The organism is Delftia sp. PX-1 (assembly GCF_055797465.1).
The window spans coordinates 125,086-144,429 of record NZ_CP184763.1 but is presented as its reverse complement, the minus strand read 5'-3'; the positions used below and the strand labels follow the sequence as shown (position 1 = coordinate 144,429).

Sequence of the window (19,344 nt, the reverse complement as noted above, 5' to 3'; positions counted from 1 at the left end):
CTGGCTTTCCGCGATTCTCCCATCAATTGATAATGATTATCATTTGTTTTGTATCATTTACGTCACAGGGACAGATCACGGTCCCGCGCGGACCTCCTCCACAAACCCCACACAAAGACTCGACAGCGCAGCAAGATTGCCCGCTCACACTGCGGCGGCTGAATATCTGGAGCCCTTTGCTGTGACCAATAACGCCCAACTCCTGGCCGACGAAGCCAAGTACTGCTCGTTCGGGGATACCGTCCACTACGTCAATCCCCCCAAGATCTTTTCGGGCTGCGAAGGCAGCTACATGTACGACGAGGCCGGCACGCCCTACCTCGATCTGCAGATGTGGTATTCGGCCGTGAACTTCGGCTACAAGAACAAGCGCCTCGAGCAGAAGATGATCGAGCAGCTGCAGACCCTGCCCCAGGTCGCCAGCCAGTACCTGCACCCGACCAAGATCGAGCTGGCCAAGTTCATCGCCCAGGATGCGGAGCGCAAGTGGGGCCATGCCGGCCGCGTGCACTTCAACGTGGGCGGCGCCCAGGCCATCGAGGACTCGCTCAAGGTCGTGCGCAATGCCAGCGGTGGCAAGAGCCTGATGTTCGCCTTCGAGGGCGGCTACCACGGCCGCACGCTGGGCGCCTCCAGCATCACCTCCAGCTACCGCTACCGCCGCCGCTACGGCCACTTCGGCGACCGCGCGCAGTTCATCCCCTTCCCCTACCCGTTCCGCCGCCCCAAGGGCATGACGTCCGAGGAATACGCGGACTCCATCGTCCGGGAATTCGCGCGCAAGTTCGAGAACGAGTACCACGCCATCTGGGACCCCAAGACCAACCAGTGCGAGTACGCGGCCTTCTACGTGGAACCCATCCAGGGCACGGGCGGCTACGTCGTGCCGCCGCCCAATTTCTTCAAGGGCCTCAAGAAGGTGCTGGACGACCACGGCGTGCTGATGGTGGTCGATGAAATCCAGATGGGTTTCTGGCGCACCGGCACGCTGTGGTCGGTGGAGAACTTCGGCGTCAAGCCCGACGTGCTGGTCTTCGCCAAGGCGCTGACCAACGGCCTCAACGCCCTGTCGGGCCTGTGGGCGCGCGAGGAGCTGATCAACCCCACCATCTTCCCGCCGGGATCGACGCACTCCACCTTCGCCTCCAACCCGCTGGGCACGGCCCTGGGCCTCGAAGTCATGAAGATGACCCACGAGATGGACTTCGGCCGCCAGGTGCGCGAATCGGGCGCCTACTTCCTCGAAGGCCTCAAGGAGCTGCAAAAGCGCCACAAGGAAATCGGCGATGTGGACGGCCTGGGCCTGGCGCTGCGCGCCGAGATCTGCACCGAGGACGGCTTCACGCCCAACAAGGCGCTGCTGGACAAGATGGTGGACATCGGACTCGAAGGCGGCCTGGAATACAAGGGCAGCAAGCGCGGCCTGGTGCTGGACGTGGGCGGCTACTACAAGAACGTGATCACCTTCGCGCCCTCGCTGATGATCTCGCGCCCCGAGATCGACGAGGCCATGGTCCTGCTGGACCAGTTGCTCACGAAAGCCAAGGCGGCCTGAAGGCGCGATGCCCGCAGAGCGCCTGCACAACCAGCTCGAACCCCCAGGCCTGCTCGCGCAGTTCGCGGCCCATCCTCCCGAGGGCTTCGCACTGCTGCAGGACTGGCCGGCGCCGGCCTTCACGGCGCCCTTCGATCTTCTGACCACGGCGGACGACGCGCTCAAGGCGCGTCTTTTGTCGTTGCCCGGTGGCGGCTGGCTGTCGCGCCGGCTGCGCCTGTCCACCGACTTCGTGGGCACCACGGTCAGCGAGTACGCCGTGCTGCCCATGGGCACCCCTGCCGCCCAGCAGGCTGCCGCGCTGCGCGCGCGCGCAGGCCGGCGCTTGCTGACCATCGTCAAGGACCTGCCCCAGGATTCACCGCTGCTGCCGGACGCCGACAACGCCCACGTACGGGCGCTGGCGCAGGCCCTGGCCGATGCGGGCTTCATCCTGGTCGAAGGCCAGGCCCTGGCCCATGTGCCCATCGACTTTTCCAGCCTGGACGAGTACCTTGCGCGCCTGTCCAGGAGCCGCCGCCAGAACCTGCGCCGCAAGCTCAAAAGCCGCGCGCAGCTGCAGGTGCAGCGCATTTCCACGGGCGCGGCCTTTGCCGATGACGCCCGGGTCGATGCCTACTACGCGCTGTTCGATGCGGTGTATGCGCAAAGCGAGATCCACTTCGACAAACTCACGCGCGATTTCTTCGCGGCCGTGCTGCGCGATGCAGGCAACGGCGGCCTCGTCTTCGAGTACCGCGCGCTGCAGGACGACGGCACGCCCGGCGCGCTGCTGGGCTGGAACCTGTGCTTCGAGCACGGCGGCAAGCTGATCGACAAGTACATCGGCCTGTCCTACCCGGCCGCACGCGAGGCCAACCTCTACTTCGTGAGCTGGATGGTCAACCTCGAATACGCCATCGAACGCGGCCTGAGCCACTACGTGGCCGGCTGGACCGATCCCGAGGTCAAGGCCCAGCTGGGCGCCAGCTTCACCTTCACGCAGCATGCGGTCTTCATCCGCAATCCGCTGCTGCGCGCACTGGGCCGGCGCTTTGCCGGCCACTTCGAAAGCGATCGCCAATGGAGCGAACAGAACTGAATGCCCAGCCGGTCGTGCTGGATGTGGATGGCTCGGTGGGGACCTTGCCCGGCGAGCTGCGCCTGCAGCTGCAGGACTGGCAGGAGCAGGTGCGCTTCGGCTGCGGCCTGCGGCGCTTCGCGCGGTTCCGCGCGGCGCTCGATGCGCAGCTGCCCGCCGCGCATGGCACGGCCCTCATGGGCAGCGGCGACTTCCACCATCTGAGCTGGCCGCTGATCGAGCGCTGCATCGCGGCGCGGGCCCTGTCCTCAGGCCGGCCGCTGCGCGTGGTCGTGCTGGACAACCACCCCGACAACATGCGCTTTCCCTGGGGCGTGCACTGCGGCTCCTGGGTGCGCCGCGTGGCCCTGCATCCGGCCGTCTCGCATGTGCACGTGGCCGGCATCACCTCCGGCGACATTGGCCGCGCGCACGCCTGGGAGAACTACCTCACGCCGCTGCGCGCCGGCCGCCTGAGCTACTGGAGCGCGGGCGTGGACACGGGCTGGGCGCGCCGCCTGGGCGTGGACTCGGCCTTTCGCAGCTTTGCCAGCGTGGCCGAGCTGTCGCGCACGCTGGCGCGCATGCTGCGCGAGCAGGCCCAGCCCACCTACCTGAGCATCGACAAGGACGTGTTCGCGCCCGAGGTGGTGCGCACCAACTGGGACCAGGGCCGCATGCTGGAGAGCGAAGCCATGGACATCATTGGCGCGCTGTCCGGCCAGATCGTGGGCAGCGACATCACGGGCGATGTGTCTTCCTGGCGCTACGCGACCTGGTGGAAGCGCTGGATGAGCGCGGGTGACGGCCAGGACACGCAGATCGGCGCGCAGACGCTGGCCACCTGGCAACTGGGCCAGCATGCGTTCAACGAGCGCCTGGTGGAGCGTCTGCAGCAGGCCGGCTGAGGCCCCACCGGGGCTGCGGCGACCGGGGCTGCGAGGTCAGGCGGCGGCCTGCTTCGTGGCGCTTTCCAGCACCTGGACCAGATCGCCAAAGCGCGCGTCGTCGAACCACAGGCTGTTGCCCACGGCCACCAGGCGCTGCGCCCAGTCGCGCCCCTGGTCCACCACGTCCTGGCGTGCCAGGCCCAGCACATGGTCGTAGCGGCCATAGTCGGGCAGCACATGCACGAAGGGCAGCGACAAACCCCAGCCCCGCCCCCATTGCGCGCGCAGCAGCGCATCGCGCGTGGCGGCATCGCGCAGGCGCAGCAGCAGCACGGGCCAGACGCCTTGCGCGCCCGGCACGGTGTCGCCCACCACCTCGATGCCATCGATGGCCGACAGCCAGGCGCCGCGCTCACGCGCCTGGCGCTGCAGTTGCTGCTGGAAGTCCGCCAGCCGCGCCAGTGCGCGCCGGCCCACGCGGCGGCGCCAGGTGCCCAGTTCATGGCGGGCAATGGCGTCGTCGAAATCATCGCCGGCGGCCTGCACCCAGTCGCTGCGCGACAGCGCATCGCGCAGGGGGCGGCCATAGGCCAGGTCCAGCCCGGCGGGGCGGTACAGCGCCGCATAGCCCAGCAGCTCCAGGCTGCGGCGCAACTCCCAGCCCCGGTCCTGGCGCACGCTGGCTGCATGTGTCTCGCGCAGTGCCTCGCGCAGCGCGGGGTCGCGCGCCAGCAGCACGCCGCCCTCGAAGGTGGTCAGGCCCTTGCCCACGGCCAGGCTGTAGAAGCCCACATCGCCCTGCCAGCCCACGGGCTCGCCGCGCAGGCGTGCGCCCAGGGCCTGGGCCGCGTCCTCCACCACCCAGGCGCCCACGGCGCGCGCGCAGTCCACGGCCGTGGCCACGTCGGCCACGCGGCCGCACAGATGCGTGGGCAGCACGGCCAGGGTGCGTTCGCTGCACAGGGCGCGCAGGCGCGTGGGGTCCATGTCCAGCGTGTCGGGATGCAGATCGCACAGGCGCAGTTGCAGGCCGCAGTGCGCCACGGCCAGGGCCACCAGCGGGCAGGTATAGGCGGGGGCGATGACTTCGCTGCGGCCCGGCGCCAGGCGGCGCAGGGTCTGCAGCGCCACCATCAGCGCCGAGGTGCCAGAGCATTCAAGCTGCACGGCGGGCACGCCCAGCCACTGTGCCAGCGCCGTCGCCAGGTCTGCATCGCCCCAGGGCAGCAGGTCGGCCGCGCGCAGCGGCAGGCCTGCCGTGGGCGGCAGCATGCGTTCAGCCATGGCGCGTGCCGTGCTCGGCCGATGCCGCCAGATGCGCGGCGCCCGCGCTGGCCGAGCCCGCGCCCGGATTGCCGCCCGCATGGCCCGGCGTGTCGTCGTCTGCGCCGGGCCCCTCGGCCTCCTGCGTCTCGCTGACCGCCAGGCAGGCGATGCCGGCCACGATGAACAGGCAGCCGATGATCTGGGGCATGCCTATGCGCTCGTCGAACAGCCAGTACGACAGCGCCAGCACGGAAAGAATCTCCAGGTGCGATGCCGCAAAGGCCGGGCCGATGGGCGCGCGCTTGAGCAAGGTCATCCACGAGAAAAAGGCGCCGATGTAACCCACGAAGGCGCCATAGATCCAGGGCTGGCCGAACACGCGCGCCAGCCAGTCCACCGAGAACTCCAGCGGCAGCGCCGCATTGCCGGCCTGCTTGAAGCTCAGCTGGGCCAGCGTGTCGAAGGCCATGAGCACCAGAAAGCCAATGAAATAGAAACGTTTCATCTCAGTTATTCACGGGGCTGCGCGCCGCCCGCATCGTATGAAACTGGCGAGCCCCAAAGCCAGGGACACCGAGGAAGGGCCGCCCCGCACCGAGGGTGTCGTCCCCCTCCCGCGAAGCGAGAGAGGGCGCCGTGCACACGGGGGAAGGCGCGAAGCGACTCAGGGGGTGCTGTTTCATCTCAATGCAGGCCCACGATGGCGACGCCTATGGACACCAGAACGATGCCTGCCACGCGTATGGGTGCCAGCTTCTCGGCAAACAGCAGCCGGCCCGCGATCATGATGGCCACGATGTTGATGGAGCCCAGCAGCACACCTTCGGACAGCGGCACCAGCGAGAGAAAGGCCAGCCACAGCACGAACTCGGCCACATAGCAGCCCACGCCCAGCCACAGCCAGGGCCTGGAGGCCATGAAGCGCCAGCGCGCCAGTCCGTCCAGATCACCGGGCTGGCTGGCGGCGGCCTTGAAGGCCAGCTGGCCGCCGCTGTCCACCAGCACGTTCAGCACCCACAGCGTGATCACCAGCGGCGAGAGATCACTGCCCATGCGGTGCAGCCTCCACAGCCCGGCCTTCGCGGGGGGCGGCGCCGCTGGCGATGCGCGCCACGAACTCGGTGGTGCGCGCGATCACGGTGCGGCGGTCGCGGTCGATGGTGACCATGTGGTAGCTGTTGTCCAGCAGCACCAGCTCGACATGGGCCTGGCTGGCGCCGTGCACGATGTCGTGGGCGTTGGCCACCGACGAGATGTCGTCGTTGCGCGCATGGATGACCAGGCAGGGCGAGCGCAGCTGGGGCAGGCGCGCCAGCACGTGGGCCGAGAGGCGGCGCAGCTCGATGATGGACCACCAGGGATTGCCCGGCAGGCCGGCCGCCGCGCTGTCGCCCGAATGCATCTGCTCGACCACGCGTGCGCGCAGGGCCTCGTCCTTGATGCCGTAGGGCGGCTGCTCCATGAACACGCTGCGGCGGCCAATGCCCAGCGCGCGGAACAGCGGCAGCAAAAAGGCCAGGCGCGTGTAGAAGGGGATGCTCCAGCCGTCGTAGCGGAAGGTGGTGGACAGGGCGCAGACGCCGTCCACCTTGTCGGGATGACGCTGGGCCACGGCCAGCGAGAGCACGGCGCCCATGGACAGGCCGCCGACCACCACATGGTCCACATGCTGCGACAGCCGCTGCAGGCCGCCTTCCACGCTGGCCAGCCAGTCGGTCCAGCGCGTGTCCACGAGATCTTCCATGCTGCCGCAATGGCCGGCCAGCTGGACCGCATAGACGGTGAAGCCCTGCTTGTTCAGCCCCTTGGCCAGCAGACGCATCTCGGCCGGCGTGCCCGTGAGCCCGTGCACCAGCAGCACGCCGGTGCGCGCGGCCGCGCCCGTGCCGGGCATGACGAATTCATGCTCGGTCACGCAGACGCTTTCCAGCCCCGTGGCAGGCTCGCTGCGCTGAACCAGGGAGAGCCCATCACTCAAATTCATGTCAATTTTCCATGACGCTGCGCGTCGCCCTCTGTCCATGAAACTGGCGTGCCCTGAAGCCAGAGACACCAAGGAAGGGCCTTGGCCGGCCGCGCCGCCCCGCACCGAAGGTGTCGTCCCCCTTGGGGGGCGCCGTGCAACGGGAAGGCGCGAAGCGACTCAGGGGGTGGTACGTCATGCCAGCGCCTCCAGGCCCAGGACCACCTTGTCGAGCAAGGCCGTGGCCTGCTCGAAATGCTCGAAGGGCGCATGGGCGATGCCCCGGCTTTCGCAGTGGGCGATCAGCTTGTACTTGGCCAGCACGAAGTCGGCGCGGCCCGAGACGCAGAAGTCCGAGGTGCTGTCGCCCACATAGAGCACGCGGCCATGCTGGGCCTGCTGCTCGGCCAGGCGCTCGCACTTGCAGTTGCCGCTGGCGCGCGCGCACTGCGCGCTGGCCCAGGGCGAGTCCAGGCGCCAGCTGCGCTCGCCGGTCTGCACCAGGCGGTTGGCGATGACCTGCAGATGGCCCAGGCCATGGCGCTCCAGCACATGGCGTATGGCGTAGTCGATGCCGTCGCTGACCACCTGCACCACCATGCCGTGGGCCTGGGCGGCTGCCACGAAGCCGGCGAAGCCGGGATCGATCTCGATGGTGTCCAGGTGGGCGCGCAGCTCGGCCTCGTCCATGTCCAGCAGCGCGACCTGGCCCTTCATGCATTCGCGCGAGCCGATCTCGCCGCGCTCCCAGGCGTCTTCCAGCTCCTGCCAGCCGGGCTTGCCGAAGCGGTTGAGCAGGGTGTCGGTCACGTCCAGCAGGCTGATCGTGCCGTCGAAATCGCTTTGCACCATCCAGCCGGGCGCGGCGGTGTCCAGATACAGGGGAATGCGCTTATTCATGGAACTGCACCCTTACGTTTTGGCCCACGCGCACGGCGGCGGCGGGAGCTTGCTCGAAGACCAGCACACATTCGATGACACGCACCGGCCCGCGCTGCTGGTCGTCCTGCAGCCGCGCCGTGCCATAGACGGGGCTGATGCGCAGCACGCGTGCCGAGGGCAGCTGCTGCTGTGCGGCGCCATCGGCGTCCAGCGTCACCGTGGCCCGCATGCCTTCGCGCACGGCGGCGGCGAAGCTTTCGTTGATTTCGGCGCGCACCTGCAGCGGGCGCTGCGGCAGCAGCACCACGGCCGGCGTGCCGGGCACGGCCTGGCTGCCCGCGTGGGTGGCCAGGCGCACCACGGTGCCGGCCTCGGGCGCGCGCAGTTCCTGGCGCTTGTGCTGGGCGCGCAATTGTTCGAGCTTGCGCTGTGCCACCTGGGCCTCGGCCGCGGCCACGTCGATCTCGGCCTGGGCATCGCGCAGTGCCTGCGCGGCCTCGTCCACGTTCTGCGCGTCGGCCGCGCCCTCGCGGGCCGCTGCCTGCCAGCGCGCCAGGGTCTGCTTGAGCTGGGGCAGGCGCGCGGCGCGTGCCTTCTGGCGGGCCTTGGCCAGCTGGGCCTCGGACTCGGCCACGGCCAGGTCGGCCTGGCCCGTCTCGTCGGCCAGCCTCAGCAGCAGCTGGCCGCGCTGCACGGACTGGCCTTCCTTGACGGACAGCTGCTGCACCACGCCGGCCACGGCGGGCGACAGGTCCAGCAGTCCGCCTTCCACCTCGATCTTGCCGCGCGCCACGGCCACTGCCGCCGGGCCGCTTTGCTGCGCCCTGGAGCTGGCCTGGCCCGCATTGGCGGGCGCATCGTGCGAAGGACCGCAGCCCGCCAGCAGCGCGGCGGCGGCCAGCGCCGCAGCCAGTCCGGCAGTGGAAGCGGCAAGGCCGCTCAGGGGGTGCTTCATTGTTTTTCCTTCAACGGGGAGGTCTGGCGCCAGTCGCTGCGGATGGCGCCGTCCTCCATGCCGAGCACGCGGTCGGCATGGCGCACCAGGCGCGGGTCATGGCTCACGCACAGCACGGTCGTGCCATGGTTGCGCGCCGCGCGGTGCAGGATGTCGATGACGCGCTGGCCGCTTTCGGCATCCAGCGCACTCGTGGGTTCGTCGGCGAACAGCAGCTGCGGCGCCTTGGCCATGGCGCGCGCAATGGCCACGCGCTGCTTTTCGCCGCCCGACAGCTCGGCCGGGCGCATGTGGGCGCGGTGGGACAGGCCGACCTCGTCCAGCGCCTGCTGCGCGCGGCGCAGGGCCTCGTCGCTGCGCAGGCCCATGTAGCCCAGGGGCAGCTGCACCTGCTCGATGGCCGTCAGTGCCGGGAACAGGTTGAAGCCCTGGAAGACGAAGCCCGTGTGGCGCAGGCGAAACTTCTCCAGCGCCCGCGTGCCCAGCTTGCCCAGGTCCTCGCCCAGCGCCATGGCGTAGCCGCTGTCCGGCGCCTGCAGGCCCGACATCAGCGACAGCAGGGTGCTCTTGCCGCAGCCCGAAGGGCCAGAGATCAGGCTCAGTTCGCCCGCGTACAGCGATACCGACAGGCCCTGCAGCACCTGCACGCTGACCATGCCCGACAGGAAGGACTTGCACAGCCGCACGGCCTCCAGGCTGGGCGCCGTGCGAGGCACCGCCGTGGGCGCGGGGGAAGAGGCATTCATCACGTTCATGGTGTCTGGAAGTCTTCAGCGCAGCAGCGTGGCCGGGTCGGCGCGCAGCAGGCTGCGCATGGCGCCCAGGCCCGACAGCAGGGACAGCACGGCCACCAGCACGGCACAGGCCAGCACGGCCGATGCGTTCAGCGCCACGGGCACGCGGTAGGCCGTGGCCACGGCCAGCAGCACGGCGCTGGCCAGCGCGGCCATCACGAAGCCCAGGCCGCCGATCCAGCAGGCCTGCTCCACCACCACGCGGCCCAGGGCCGCGCGGCTCACGCCCAGCGCGTTGAGCACGGCGTACTCGCGCGACGAGGCAGCCACCACAGCCTTGAGCGACTGGCTGGTGACCACCGAGCCCACCAGGCAGACGATGACGGCCATGAACAGCACGCCCGCGCCGGCGCCCGTGTCGAACATCCAGTAGCGCTGCGAGCGCCGCGCGAATTCCTTGGCTGTCCATGCCTCGTAGGGGCCGAAGCTGGGCGTGGACTGGTTCAGGCGCTGCTGGACGGCCTTGGCCGAGGCGCCGGGGCGCACGCGCGCCACGAAGTAGGTGCTGCCCTGGCCCGGGTCACCGGCAATCTCGCGCGCCGTGGCCAGCGAGGCCAGCACGTTCACGCCGCCCAGGCCGCGCAGCCCGTCCACGGCGGCCACCACCTGCACGCGGTGGTTGTTGACCCAGGCCACGCCACCCTCGCTGGCGCCCAGCGTCTGCAGGTCGGCCCGGTCCACGATCACGGCGCCGGGTTCGCGCAGGCGCTGCCGCTGCCAGGGTTGGAGCACGCGGGAAAACAGCATGGAGGCATCATCGGTGGCAATGCCGGACAGGTAGACCGACACGCCGCCGCCGTGTTCGCTGGCCGCGCCGCCGGCCGGCGTGCTGGAGCGCCAGTCGCCATCGACCCAGACGTAGGGCTCGACGGCAGTGATGTCCGGGTCCATGCGCAGGCGCATGTCCACGTCGCGGCCGATGGTGCGGCCGAAATTCACGCTCTGCGTGCCCGGGTAGCCGATCCACAGATCGGCCGAGGACGCCGTCACATACAGCGCGGCCGATCCGAAGATGCCCAGCACCAGCGCGGCCTGCATGGCCAGCAGCACGCCGGAGAAGCCCACCGCGAAGACGGAGGGAATGAACCGGCGCCACTCGTGCACCAGCGTCTTGCGCGCCAGCGCGATCATGAGGATGCCCCCTGAGCCACGGGCGCAGGGCCGTTGCCGGAATCGTCCTCCGGCCTGTCCTCGGCAGGCAGCGGCGCGCCGCCCAGGGCCTTGTACAGCGCCACATAGGCCAGGGCATGGGCGGCCAGGGCGGTGGTCTGCTCGCTGCGCGCCTGCAATGCGGCGCGCCGGGACGCCAGACCACCGAACTCGCTGTCCAGGCCCAGCTTCTGGCGCTGGTGCTGCACGCGTTCGCGCTCGGCCAGCACCTGCTGCGAGTCCTGCAGCGCGGCAATGCGCTGGCGCTGGGCACCGATGGCGGCCAGTGCGGACTCGACCTCGGCCACGCCGTCCAGCACGCTCTGGCGGTAGCCCTGGATGGCAGCCTGCAGCGCCAGCTCGCTGGCATCGGCCTGCGAGCGGCGGCGGCCCCAGTCGAACAGGGGAATGTCGATCTGCGGCCCGAAGGTGGGCGCGTTGTCCTGCGTCGTGCGCAGGTTCTGGGTGATGTTGAACGAATACAGCAGCGAGCCGCCGATCACGAAGCGCGGGTACAGCGCCGCTTGCGCAATGCCCTGCTCGGCTGCGGCGCGTTCCACGCCGGCCTGCGCCACCTGGATGTCGGGGCGCGTGCGCAGCAGGTCGGCCGGAAGGACCGCCACGCCCAGCGCCTGCGGGCCAGGCAGCGGCGCTGTCGCATCGGCCTGCAGCCATTGCGCATCGGGCCGTGTGCGGCCCAGCAGTGCGGCCAGCATGTGGGCGCTGCGGGCCTGGGTTTCACGCAGGCCCGCACGCAGGGCAGCGCTCTGGCCGGCCTGCAGCTGCAGCTGGCGCACGGCCTCGGCCGTGCCCAGGCGCTGCTGCTGGCGCACCTGGGCCAGTTGCAGGGCACGCGCATCCAGCTGCGCCTGCTCGTCGATCAGGGCCAGCTGGCGCTGGGCCATGCGGATGTCCAGGTAGCGGTGCACCACGTCGGCCACCAGGGCCACGCGCGCTGCCTGCAGGCGGCCCCGTGCATCGAGCACGGCAGCTGCGGCATTGCGCTCGCCGGCCTCGCGGGCGCCGAACAGGCCCAGGTCCCAGCTCACGTCGATGCTGGCGTGGAAATACGAGTCGATGGCTGCGATGTCCTGCAGCGTGCGCGCACCGGCCGTGAACACGGGCCGGAAGGCAGCGCCGGCCGTGCCCGCCAGCAGCCGCTGCTGGCGCAGGCGCGACTGGGCCTGGGACAGATCGAGGTTGGCGGCCAGCGCCTCCTCGACCAGGGTGTTGAGGGATTCATCGCCCCAGGCCTTCCACCAGCCCTGCAGGTCGGGTGCGGCGGCCGAGCCAGGTGCGCCCGGCGCGGCGGCGGGCAGGGGCTGTGTCCACTGCGCAGGCACCGAGCCGTCGAGCTGTGCCGGGGGCGGCGATGAGCAGCCGGCCAGCGCCAGGGCGGCGCCCAGGCACAGGCTGGAGAGGCGTTGCGTCGCGGCGGCGTGGTTCACGGGATGGACAGGCGGGAGGGGATGATCGAGGGGGAGGACCGGGAAAACGAGGCCAGGGAACCATGTCCCCGGATAGCCATTGGACGCGGCCAAGCTTGCGCGAGGTTGCAGGCTTTATGGAGGAAACATGGAGAACGCGGCGCCGTGCGCAAGCCTCTCTTGCCCATCCCGGGCGGGAGTCAGTCGCGGACCGCGCCAGATTACCGCGGACTCGGATGATTCCGAGTTTATTTTCAGAACACTCCGATTCCAATGCCGCATACAGGTCGGTATATTGACCGGATATCGCGCCCGGTGCCGCCTGTCCCAAGGACATTGATCCATATCTTCCTGGCTGGAGTCCACAGCATGCCTTTCACAGCCATCTTGCGCCATGCATTGGCCATGCCGCTCCTCTTGATTTTCTTCATGGCCCCTATTTCATCCTGGGCCCGTTGTTCCTCCCAGGGCTGGAATGCCCAGTTTCCGGGTTCGGCCAACACCCCCACCATCGTCAACGAAAATTATCCGATTGGCAGCGTTGTCTATTCCAGGACAATGGCTTTGCAAAATACCGGGGCCGGCAGCTACCACATTTCTTGCGACAATGATTTTTATTACATAGAAGGCATTGGAACGGAAAGCAGTGGAATATATTCCACCTCCATTCCCAACCTTGGCATGAGAATCACGTGGGAAAGAGCCGCGCCTTATTCCGGGTCCATGCTGAAACAGGGCATATTCCATTCACTGCCAAGCAACAACATGACCATCGAGCTCGTGAAAACCGGGGAACTCACATCTGGCGGTTTCCTGAATGGCAGCTTCGCACGAATCTACTCTGGGACCAGCAATGCCCGTGACTTGCTGGCCACGGTATTCTTTTCGAGTGGCATCACCGTCAACGTCAGCAGCCGCCCCAGGCCGCCGACCTGCCGGGTGTCCACGGGCAAGATCGACGTGACCATGGCCCCCGCCCCGTTCGCCGATTTCAAGGGAATCGGGACCGTCACGGCAGCCAAGGACTTCAGCATCGAGTTGACCTGCGCGAGAGGCGAAGCCAATACACGCCTGACCGCCTTCGTCACGCTGACGGACGCCACCCAGGCGACCAACCGATCGAGCACGCTGACGCTGGCCCAAAACTCCAAGGCCCGGGGTGTCGGCATACAGGTACTGAGAAACAACGTGCCCGTGAGCTTCGGCCCCGACTCCGGCAGCCTGGGCAATGCCAACCAATGGAATGCGGGCCAGGTCGCACAGGGGCAGAACAGCCTGAAGATTCCGCTGAGCGCGCGCCTGGTGCAGACAGCCGGCAGCGTGACACCTGGCGTGGCCTATGGCAGGGCGACCTTCACGATGAGCTACCAATAGCCGCTGATGGGACTGCAGGAAATGAACAGCGCCAGCCTTGCGCGCGATTGCAGACTTCGTGGAGCCAATATGGAGGGCTACGGCTCGCAGGGCATCGCACCATAATGTGCGCTTGGCCCTGCCAGCTTTCCCATGAACTCCACAGCACAGCCAACGGCAACCACCCCCCTCGTGCTCGTCGTCGAAGACGAGCCCGCCATCGCCAGCATCCTGACGGCCTATCTCGAGCGGGACGGGCTGCGTTCGCGCATGGCCTCGGACGGGCAGGAGGCGCTGCAGCTGTTCCGCCAGCTGCGGCCCGACCTGGTGCTGCTGGACATCCACCTGCCCGGCATGGATGGCATCGACGTGCTGCGCGCCATCCGCGATGACAGCCAGACGCCCGTGATCATGGTCACGGCCCTGGCCGACGATGTGGACAAGCTGCTGGCCCTGCGCCTGGGCGCCGACGACTACGTGGTCAAGCCCTTCAATCCGCCCGAGGTCGTGGCCCGCGTGCGCGCCGTGCTGCGACGCACCCAGGCGCGCAAGAACCCGGCGCCCGCGCCCATCCGCGTGGGCCCCATCGAGATCGATACCGAGGCGCACAGCGCCGTGGTCTACGACAACGAGGGCCGCGCCCTGCCGCTGCCCCTGACGCTGACCGAGTTCCGCCTGCTGGCCTGCCTGGCGGCCCAGCCCCGGCGCTGCTTCTCGCGCTCCCACCTGATCGAGCACTGCCTGCCCGAGAGCGATGCGCTGGAGCGCGTCATCGACTCGCACCTGTCCAAGCTGCGCCGCAAGCTGCAGCTGGCCGGCCAGGAAGGCCTGATCGAAACCGTGCGTGGCATCGGCTACCGGCTATGGCCCTGGGACTGAGGCCCAACCGCATCTGGGTGCGCTTCGGCCTGTGGATCACGGCCACCGTGCTCAGCACCATCGCCCTGCTGGCCATCGGCGTGCTGGTGTTCTCCGAGATCCAGTACCGCGACTTCTACAACAGCCTGCCGCCGGCCGTGCAGATCGAGCTGGACGAACTCAACGCCCAGTCGCTGGAGGACAGCCCGCGCGCCATGCAGATCTATGGCCAGTACTGGACGGGCGATCTGCTGTTCGGCGAGAAATGGTCGCTGGTCATCGGCCTGCTGGTGTGCCTGCCCTTCGGACTGGCCGTGGGCTTTTGGGTGTCTCGCCTGGTGACGCGGCCCCTGGCGTCCATGGTCGAGGTGGCCAAGCGCGTGGAGCTGGGCGACTTCAGCGCGCGCGCCCTGCCCGGCAAGGCCCACGGCGAGATGGCCGAGATGGTGGTGGCCTTCAACCGCATGATCGATTCGCTGGAGACGCTGGAGACCGAGCGCCGCGCCACGGCGGCCTCGATCTCGCATGAGCTGCGCACGCCGCTGACGGTGCTGCAGGCGCGACTGCATGCCATCTGCGATGGCGTCATCGCGGCGGACGACACCGAATTGAACACCCTGCTGTCCCAGGTCGAGCACCTGGGCCGGCTGGTGGACGACCTGCACACGCTGTCCATGGCCGATGCAGGCCAGCTCTCGCTGCAAAAGCAGCGCATGGACCTGACCCTGCTGGTGGCCGAGACGCTGGACCAGCTCCACCCCCAGCTGCAGCAGCACGGCATGCAGCTGGACCTGTCCCTGCCCGGCCCCACCGACGAAGGCATGACCGACATCCGCGCCGATGCCGACCGCATGCGCCAGATCCTCTCCAACCTGGTCAGCAACGCCATGCGCCATGCGGCCAGCGGCGCCTGGCTGGGCGTGGCGCTCACGGTGGAGTCCGATATCGAAGGCCGCGCCTGGGCCGTGCTGCGCATCAGCGATGCAGGCCCCGGCCTGCCCAGCGAGCTGCGCGCCCATCCCTTCCAGCGCTTTGCCCAGGTGCCCGGCAAGCGCCGCCGCGAGGGTTCTGGCCTGGGCCTGTCCATCGTCAAGGCGCTGACCCTGTCCCAGGGCGGCAGCGTGGAGGCCGACGATTCCGAGCGGGGCGGCGCCCGCTTCACGCTGCGCTTTCCGCGCATCTGAGTCTCGGGCCCCTGGGCCCTGAGGGACTACGCAGCCTGCGCCTTGCGCAGCAGCGCATGAATGGCCCAGCCCAGCGGCTCGCGCAGTTGCTGCGGCGTCTGCTGCGGCCCCTGCGCCAGCAGCGACTGCGACACCCAGCCATAGGTCATCGTGTGCAGCAGCCGCGCCAGGGGCTGGGCCGGCTCGGGCAGCGGCGGATCGCAGTCCTGCAGCGCCATGGCCCACAGCTGCACATAGGCCTGGTAGTGGCGCCGGAAGGGCTCGGGCGCGGACACCTTGCGCTCGAGCATGAACAGCGCAGCCCACATCGGCGCCTCGCGCGCAATGCCGTCCACCAAGGTGTCCAGCAGCCGGTCCACGCGCGTGGCCGGCGCCATGCCGGCGCATCCCTGCAGCGTCTGCAGTCCCTGGGCATGCAGGGCCTGCACCTGGCGGTGGATGCACATGGCCGCCAGTGTGTCCATGTTGCCGAAGTATTCGTAGAAGGTGCCCAGGCCCACGCCGGCCACGGCCGCCACCTCGCGCACCGTGGTGCGCTCGTAGCCCTGCTCGATCACAAGCCGAACAAAGGCGTCCTGCAGCGCCTGCGAGGTAGCCTGCGCGCGCGATTGCAGGGGGCGGCGCCGCACTTTGGGCGGCTGCGGCTGCTGCCTTAAAACCCGAACACCTTTGCTGGGCATTTTTCCTAGACTTTTGCGTTGAGACCCACGATCACGGAGACACGCATGAGCACCGGCCAGACTTTGCAGACACGGCACACCTGGAACACGCACGACGTCCTGAACCAGGTCGACGAACTCACCGACTTCAACCTGCTGGAGGCCGACCCCGCCCTGGCCGAGGCCCTGCAGCGCAGCGGCGCTGCGCGCCACATCCCTTCGCTGTCGCGCTATGCGCAGCAGCTGGGCGAGCGCGCCACCTGGGAGCTGGCCGAGCAGGCCAACCGCCACACGCCCGAGCTGCACCGCTTCGACGCACGCGGCCGCATCATCGACGCCGTGGAGTTCCACCCGAGCTGGCACACGCTGCTGGGACTATACCGGCAGCAGGGGCTGATCTCCCTGCCCTTCGAGGACAGCAGCGCGGGCCGCTGGAGCGCCTGGGCCGCAGGTTTTTACCTGCACGGCCAGGTCGAACAGGGCACGCTGTGCCCGGCCACCATGACCACGGCCGCCATCCCGCTGCTGCAAAAGGAACCGGCGCTGTGGCAGCAGCTGCAGGGCAAGCTGTTCAGCCACGAATACGATCCGCGCGACCTGCCCGTCGCCGACAAGGCATCGATGTGGCTGGGCATGGGCATGACCGAGAAGCAGGGCGGCTCCGACGTGCGCGCCAACACCACGGTGGCCATGCCGGTGAACGCCGGCGGGCGTGGCGGCGAGTACCTGCTGCGCGGCCACAAGTGGTTCTTCTCGGCCCCCATGTGCGATGCCCACCTAGTGGTGGCGCGCATGGGGGAAGGCGGTGGGCAGGCCTGCTTCTACGTTCCGCGCTGGCGCCCCGACGGCACAAAGAATGCGGTGCGCGTGCAGCGCCTGAAGGACAAGGTCGGCAACCGCAGCAACTCCAGCAGCGAGGTGGAGTTCGAGGACGCCTGGGGCATCCTGATGGGCGAGGAAGGCCGGGGCATTCCCACCATCATCGAGATGGCCACCTACACGCGCCTGAACTGCGTGCTGGGCAGCGCCGCCATCCTGCGCTCGGCCACGGTGCAGGCCCTGGCCTATGCGCGCCGGCGCAGCGTCTTCGGCAAGCGGCTGGCCGAGCAGCCGCTGATGCGCAGCGTGCTGGCCGATCTGGCGCTGGAGAGCGAGGCCGCGCTGCAGATCGCCATGCGCCTGGCCCAGGCCTATGAGCGTGGAGGCGACGAGGGTGATCCGCTGGAACGCGCCTGGAAACGCATCATGACGCCGGCGGCCAAGTTCTGGGTCTGCAAGCGCGGCGTGGAGCTGACGGGCGAGGCCATGGAGGTGCTGGGCGGCAACGGCTATGTGGACACGGGCGTGATGGCGCGCCTGTTCCGCGAGGCGCCCGTGAACTCGATCTGGGAAGGCTCGGGCAACGTCATGTGCCTGGACGTGCTGCGCGCCATCTCGCGCGAGCCCGACAGCGCGCAGCTGCTGCTGCAGGACCTGATCGACACGGCGGCGGGCGAGCCCGCGCTGCTGCAGCAGGCGCAGTCGCTGGCCCGGCGCCTGTCCGGCCCGCCTGACCAGCTCGAGGCCCAGGCACGCCGCCTGGTGCAGGACCTGGTGCTGCTGGCCCAGGCCTGCCTGCTGCGCCGCCATGCGCCGCCCGCCATGGCCGACGGCTTCATCGCCACGCGCCTGGGCGCGCAGCAGGGCGCCATGGTGGCGGGCGCCTTCGATCCCGCAGGCCTGGACATCGCCGCCATCCTGCAGCGCGCGCTGCCCGCCTGAAGCGGTGGCCGGCCCGCCACACAACAAAGCACAAGGAGACAAGACATGAACCTGCTCGACGCCTTCGACAGCGCCGTGCGCAAGACGCCTGCCAAGGCCTTTCTGCGCGACCGCGGCGCCTCCATCAGCTATGCCGACATGCAGCGGCGTTCGCAGCGCGCTGCCGCCGTCCTCCAGGCCCAGGGCGTGGGCCGGGGCGATACCGTGGCCCTGATGTGCCTGAACACGCCGGGCTTTGTCGAAGCCCTGTTCGGCGCCTGGCGCCTGGGCGCCGTGCTGGTGCCCGTCAACCACAAGCTGCAGGCGCCCGAGCTGCAGTACATCCTCGGCCACGCGCAGTGCAAGGCCCTGGTGTTTGACGCCGCACTCGCGCCCGTGGTCGCCGCCGCGCCACACCCCTGCGCCCGCCTTGTGACCGAGGCGCAAGAGGCCGTCCCGGGTGTCCAGGACTGGGACACGCTGGTGGCGGCCGCCAGGCCCCTGGAAGGCGCGCGGCCCGCCGATGGCGACATCGCCCAGGTGCTCTACACCTCCGGCACCACGGGCCGGCCCAAGGGCTGCCTGCTGAGCCACCGCGCCGTCACGCTGGCGGCGATCACGGCCGCGCTGGGCCTGTCCATCACGCGCGAGGAACGCACGCTGATGGCCATGCCCATCTGGCATTCCTCGCCGCTCAACAACTGGTTTGGCGGCACGCTGTACATGGGCGGCACCGTGGTGCTGCTGCGCGAGTACCACCCGCAGCATTTCCTGCAGGCCGTGCAGGACGAGGGCGTGACGCTGTACTTCGGCGCGCCGGTCTCCTACTTCGCGCCGCTGCAGATGCTGCCCGACTTTGCCCGCTACGACCTGAGCAGCGTGCGCGCCTGGGTCTACGGCGGCGGCCCCATCGGCGCCGAGATGGCGCGCAAGCTGGCCACGGCCTACCGCAGCGACCGCTTCTACCAGGTCTACGGCATGACCGAGACCGGCCCCACGGGCACCACGCTCTACCCCGAGGAGCAGGTGGAGCGGGCCGGCTCCATCGGCCGCGTGGCCCTGCCCGGCGTGGACATGCGCGTGGTGCGCGACAACGGCGAGGATGCCGGCCCGGGCGACACCGGCGAGATCTGGCTGCGCACCGGCAGCGTGATGGACGGCTACCTGCACGACGCCCAGGCCACGGCCGCCGCCTTCGCGCCCGGCGGCTGGTACCGCACGGGCGATCTTGCGCGCCTGGACGACGCGGGCTATCTCTTCATCGTGGACCGGACCAAGGACATGGTCATCACAGGGGGCGAGAACGTTTATTCCAAGGAGGTGGAGGACGCGATCTCGGCCCATCCCCAGGTCGCCGACGTCGCCGTCGTGGGCCGGCCCCACCCCGAATGGGGCGAGACCGTCGTCGCCCACGTGGTGACGCGCGGCGAGGCCGCGCCGGAGGCCGAGGCACTGCAGCAGTTCCTGGCCGACAGGCTGGCGCGCTACAAGATCCCGCGTGAATTCGTCTTTGCGGCCAGCCTGCCGCGCACGCCCACAGGCAAGCTGCAGAAGTTTCTGCTGCGTCAGGAGCGCAGCGCCCCCTGAGGCGCCGGCCTCCTGCGTGGCC

Annotated in this window: 18 protein-coding genes; 8 read left to right on the top strand and 10 right to left on the bottom strand. The window is 69.2% G+C overall.

The window, feature by feature from the left end:
- Positions 1-181 precede the first annotated feature (181 nt).
- Genes ACN20X_RS00650 through ACN20X_RS00640 form a run of 3 tightly spaced genes read left to right on the top strand, consistent with a single transcriptional unit; the run spans position 182 to position 3,523 of the window.
- Positions 182-1,555: an aspartate aminotransferase family protein gene (locus ACN20X_RS00650; protein ID WP_016452231.1), complete on the top strand. Its 1,374-nt coding sequence runs from the start codon at positions 182-184 to the stop codon at positions 1,553-1,555.
- 7 nt (positions 1,556-1,562) lie between these two features.
- Positions 1,563-2,636: a GNAT family N-acetyltransferase gene (locus tag ACN20X_RS00645; RefSeq protein WP_473210183.1), complete on the top strand. Its 1,074-nt coding sequence runs from the start codon at positions 1,563-1,565 to the stop codon at positions 2,634-2,636.
- Positions 2,618-3,523 (top strand): arginase family protein, encoded by a 906-nt coding sequence (locus tag ACN20X_RS00640; RefSeq protein ID WP_473210182.1) that lies wholly within the window; start codon positions 2,618-2,620, stop codon positions 3,521-3,523. The genes ACN20X_RS00645 and ACN20X_RS00640 overlap by 19 nt, the downstream gene beginning before the upstream one ends.
- A gap of 36 nt (positions 3,524-3,559) precedes the next feature.
- On the opposite strand, the gene ACN20X_RS00635 is transcribed toward ACN20X_RS00640, so the two are convergent.
- From ACN20X_RS00635 to ACN20X_RS00595, 9 genes are all read right to left on the bottom strand, one after another.
- Positions 3,560-4,789: a DegT/DnrJ/EryC1/StrS family aminotransferase gene (locus ACN20X_RS00635; protein WP_061287505.1), complete on the bottom strand. Its 1,230-nt coding sequence runs from the start codon at positions 4,787-4,789 to the stop codon at positions 3,560-3,562.
- Entirely contained in the window at positions 4,782-5,276 is a 495-nt protein-coding gene (locus tag ACN20X_RS00630; RefSeq protein WP_016447366.1) for a DMT family transporter, read from the bottom strand. The genes ACN20X_RS00635 and ACN20X_RS00630 overlap by 8 nt, the downstream gene beginning before the upstream one ends.
- Positions 5,277-5,455: 179 nt before the next feature.
- Positions 5,456-5,824: a DMT family transporter gene (locus tag ACN20X_RS00625; protein ID WP_473210181.1), complete on the bottom strand. Its 369-nt coding sequence runs from the start codon at positions 5,822-5,824 to the stop codon at positions 5,456-5,458.
- Complete coding sequence (locus ACN20X_RS00620; RefSeq protein WP_016452235.1) at positions 5,814-6,755, bottom strand: alpha/beta hydrolase; 942 nt, start codon at positions 6,753-6,755, stop codon at positions 5,814-5,816. Before ACN20X_RS00620 ends, ACN20X_RS00625 begins: the two co-directional genes overlap by 11 nt.
- Positions 6,756-6,929: 174 nt before the next feature.
- A complete protein-coding gene (locus ACN20X_RS00615) occupies positions 6,930-7,634 on the bottom strand; it encodes an MtnX-like HAD-IB family phosphatase (RefSeq protein ID WP_461608699.1) in 705 nt (234 codons plus the stop codon).
- Complete coding sequence (locus ACN20X_RS00610; RefSeq protein ID WP_473210180.1) at positions 7,627-8,571, bottom strand: HlyD family secretion protein; 945 nt, start codon at positions 8,569-8,571, stop codon at positions 7,627-7,629. Before ACN20X_RS00610 ends, ACN20X_RS00615 begins: the two co-directional genes overlap by 8 nt.
- Positions 8,568-9,326 carry an ABC transporter ATP-binding protein gene (locus ACN20X_RS00605; RefSeq protein WP_016447362.1) on the bottom strand — a complete coding sequence of 253 codons (759 nt, stop codon included), beginning with the start codon at positions 9,324-9,326 and terminating at the stop codon, positions 8,568-8,570. The genes ACN20X_RS00610 and ACN20X_RS00605 overlap by 4 nt, the downstream gene beginning before the upstream one ends.
- A 15-nt stretch (positions 9,327-9,341) precedes the next feature.
- Positions 9,342-10,496, bottom strand: a complete 1,155-nt coding sequence (locus tag ACN20X_RS00600) for an ABC transporter permease (RefSeq protein WP_016447361.1) — start codon at positions 10,494-10,496, stop codon at positions 9,342-9,344.
- On the bottom strand, positions 10,493-11,962 hold the full coding sequence (locus tag ACN20X_RS00595; protein WP_046982603.1) for an efflux transporter outer membrane subunit: 1,470 nt from the start codon (positions 11,960-11,962) through the stop codon (positions 10,493-10,495). The genes ACN20X_RS00600 and ACN20X_RS00595 overlap by 4 nt, the downstream gene beginning before the upstream one ends.
- 348 nt (positions 11,963-12,310) lie before the next feature.
- On the opposite strand from ACN20X_RS00595, the gene ACN20X_RS00590 reads away from it, so the two are divergent.
- The 3 genes from ACN20X_RS00590 to ACN20X_RS00580 all read left to right on the top strand — a co-directional run bounded on the left by ACN20X_RS00590 (position 12,311) and on the right by ACN20X_RS00580 (position 15,336).
- The gene (locus tag ACN20X_RS00590) at positions 12,311-13,315 is read left to right on the top strand and encodes a fimbrial protein (protein ID WP_473210179.1); all 1,005 of its coding nucleotides are present in this window, start codon (positions 12,311-12,313) and stop codon (positions 13,313-13,315) included.
- Positions 13,316-13,447: 132 nt separating this feature from the next.
- Positions 13,448-14,173: a response regulator gene (locus ACN20X_RS00585; protein WP_016447358.1), complete on the top strand. Its 726-nt coding sequence runs from the start codon at positions 13,448-13,450 to the stop codon at positions 14,171-14,173.
- Positions 14,158-15,336 carry a sensor histidine kinase gene (locus tag ACN20X_RS00580; RefSeq protein WP_043789461.1) on the top strand — a complete coding sequence of 393 codons (1,179 nt, stop codon included), beginning with the start codon at positions 14,158-14,160 and terminating at the stop codon, positions 15,334-15,336. The genes ACN20X_RS00585 and ACN20X_RS00580 overlap by 16 nt, the downstream gene beginning before the upstream one ends.
- A 26-nt stretch (positions 15,337-15,362) precedes the next feature.
- Here ACN20X_RS00580 and ACN20X_RS00575 read toward each other — a convergent pair whose 3' ends face one another.
- A complete protein-coding gene (locus ACN20X_RS00575) occupies positions 15,363-16,016 on the bottom strand; it encodes a TetR/AcrR family transcriptional regulator (RefSeq protein WP_043789463.1) in 654 nt (217 codons plus the stop codon).
- A 45-nt stretch (positions 16,017-16,061) separates the two neighbouring features.
- Between ACN20X_RS00575 and ACN20X_RS00570 the strand changes: the two genes are divergently transcribed.
- Positions 16,062-17,756: an acyl-CoA dehydrogenase family protein gene (locus ACN20X_RS00570; protein WP_473210178.1), complete on the top strand. Its 1,695-nt coding sequence runs from the start codon at positions 16,062-16,064 to the stop codon at positions 17,754-17,756.
- A 45-nt stretch (positions 17,757-17,801) separates the two neighbouring features.
- Positions 17,802-19,322: a class I adenylate-forming enzyme family protein gene (locus tag ACN20X_RS00565; RefSeq protein ID WP_473210177.1), complete on the top strand. Its 1,521-nt coding sequence runs from the start codon at positions 17,802-17,804 to the stop codon at positions 19,320-19,322.
- Positions 19,323-19,344: the final 22 nt, after the last annotated feature.

What these genes read in the sequence shown, in the direction of transcription:
- ACN20X_RS00590 (WP_473210179.1), top strand. Translation starts at nt 12,311, where the DNA reads ATGCCTTTCACAGCCATCTTGCGCCATGCATTGGCCATGCCGCTCCTC.
- ACN20X_RS00625 (WP_473210181.1), bottom strand. Translation starts at nt 5,824, where the DNA reads ATGGGCAGTGATCTCTCGCCGCTGGTGATCACGCTGTGGGTGCTGAAC.
- ACN20X_RS00565 (WP_473210177.1), top strand. Translation starts at nt 17,802, where the DNA reads ATGAACCTGCTCGACGCCTTCGACAGCGCCGTGCGCAAGACGCCTGCC.
- ACN20X_RS00585 (WP_016447358.1), top strand. Translation starts at nt 13,448, where the DNA reads ATGAACTCCACAGCACAGCCAACGGCAACCACCCCCCTCGTGCTCGTC.
- ACN20X_RS00580 (WP_043789461.1), top strand. Translation starts at nt 14,158, where the DNA reads ATGGCCCTGGGACTGAGGCCCAACCGCATCTGGGTGCGCTTCGGCCTG.
- ACN20X_RS00630 (WP_016447366.1), bottom strand. Translation starts at nt 5,276, where the DNA reads ATGAAACGTTTCTATTTCATTGGCTTTCTGGTGCTCATGGCCTTCGAC.
- ACN20X_RS00570 (WP_473210178.1), top strand. Translation starts at nt 16,062, where the DNA reads ATGAGCACCGGCCAGACTTTGCAGACACGGCACACCTGGAACACGCAC.
- ACN20X_RS00615 (WP_461608699.1), bottom strand. Translation starts at nt 7,634, where the DNA reads ATGAATAAGCGCATTCCCCTGTATCTGGACACCGCCGCGCCCGGCTGG.
- ACN20X_RS00605 (WP_016447362.1), bottom strand. Translation starts at nt 9,326, where the DNA reads ATGAACGTGATGAATGCCTCTTCCCCCGCGCCCACGGCGGTGCCTCGC.
- ACN20X_RS00645 (WP_473210183.1), top strand. Translation starts at nt 1,563, where the DNA reads ATGCCCGCAGAGCGCCTGCACAACCAGCTCGAACCCCCAGGCCTGCTC.
- ACN20X_RS00620 (WP_016452235.1), bottom strand. Translation starts at nt 6,755, where the DNA reads ATGAATTTGAGTGATGGGCTCTCCCTGGTTCAGCGCAGCGAGCCTGCC.
- ACN20X_RS00610 (WP_473210180.1), bottom strand. Translation starts at nt 8,571, where the DNA reads ATGAAGCACCCCCTGAGCGGCCTTGCCGCTTCCACTGCCGGACTGGCT.
- ACN20X_RS00640 (WP_473210182.1), top strand. Translation starts at nt 2,618, where the DNA reads ATGGAGCGAACAGAACTGAATGCCCAGCCGGTCGTGCTGGATGTGGAT.
- ACN20X_RS00600 (WP_016447361.1), bottom strand. Translation starts at nt 10,496, where the DNA reads ATGATCGCGCTGGCGCGCAAGACGCTGGTGCACGAGTGGCGCCGGTTC.
- ACN20X_RS00575 (WP_043789463.1), bottom strand. Translation starts at nt 16,016, where the DNA reads ATGCCCAGCAAAGGTGTTCGGGTTTTAAGGCAGCAGCCGCAGCCGCCC.
- ACN20X_RS00635 (WP_061287505.1), bottom strand. Translation starts at nt 4,789, where the DNA reads ATGGCTGAACGCATGCTGCCGCCCACGGCAGGCCTGCCGCTGCGCGCG.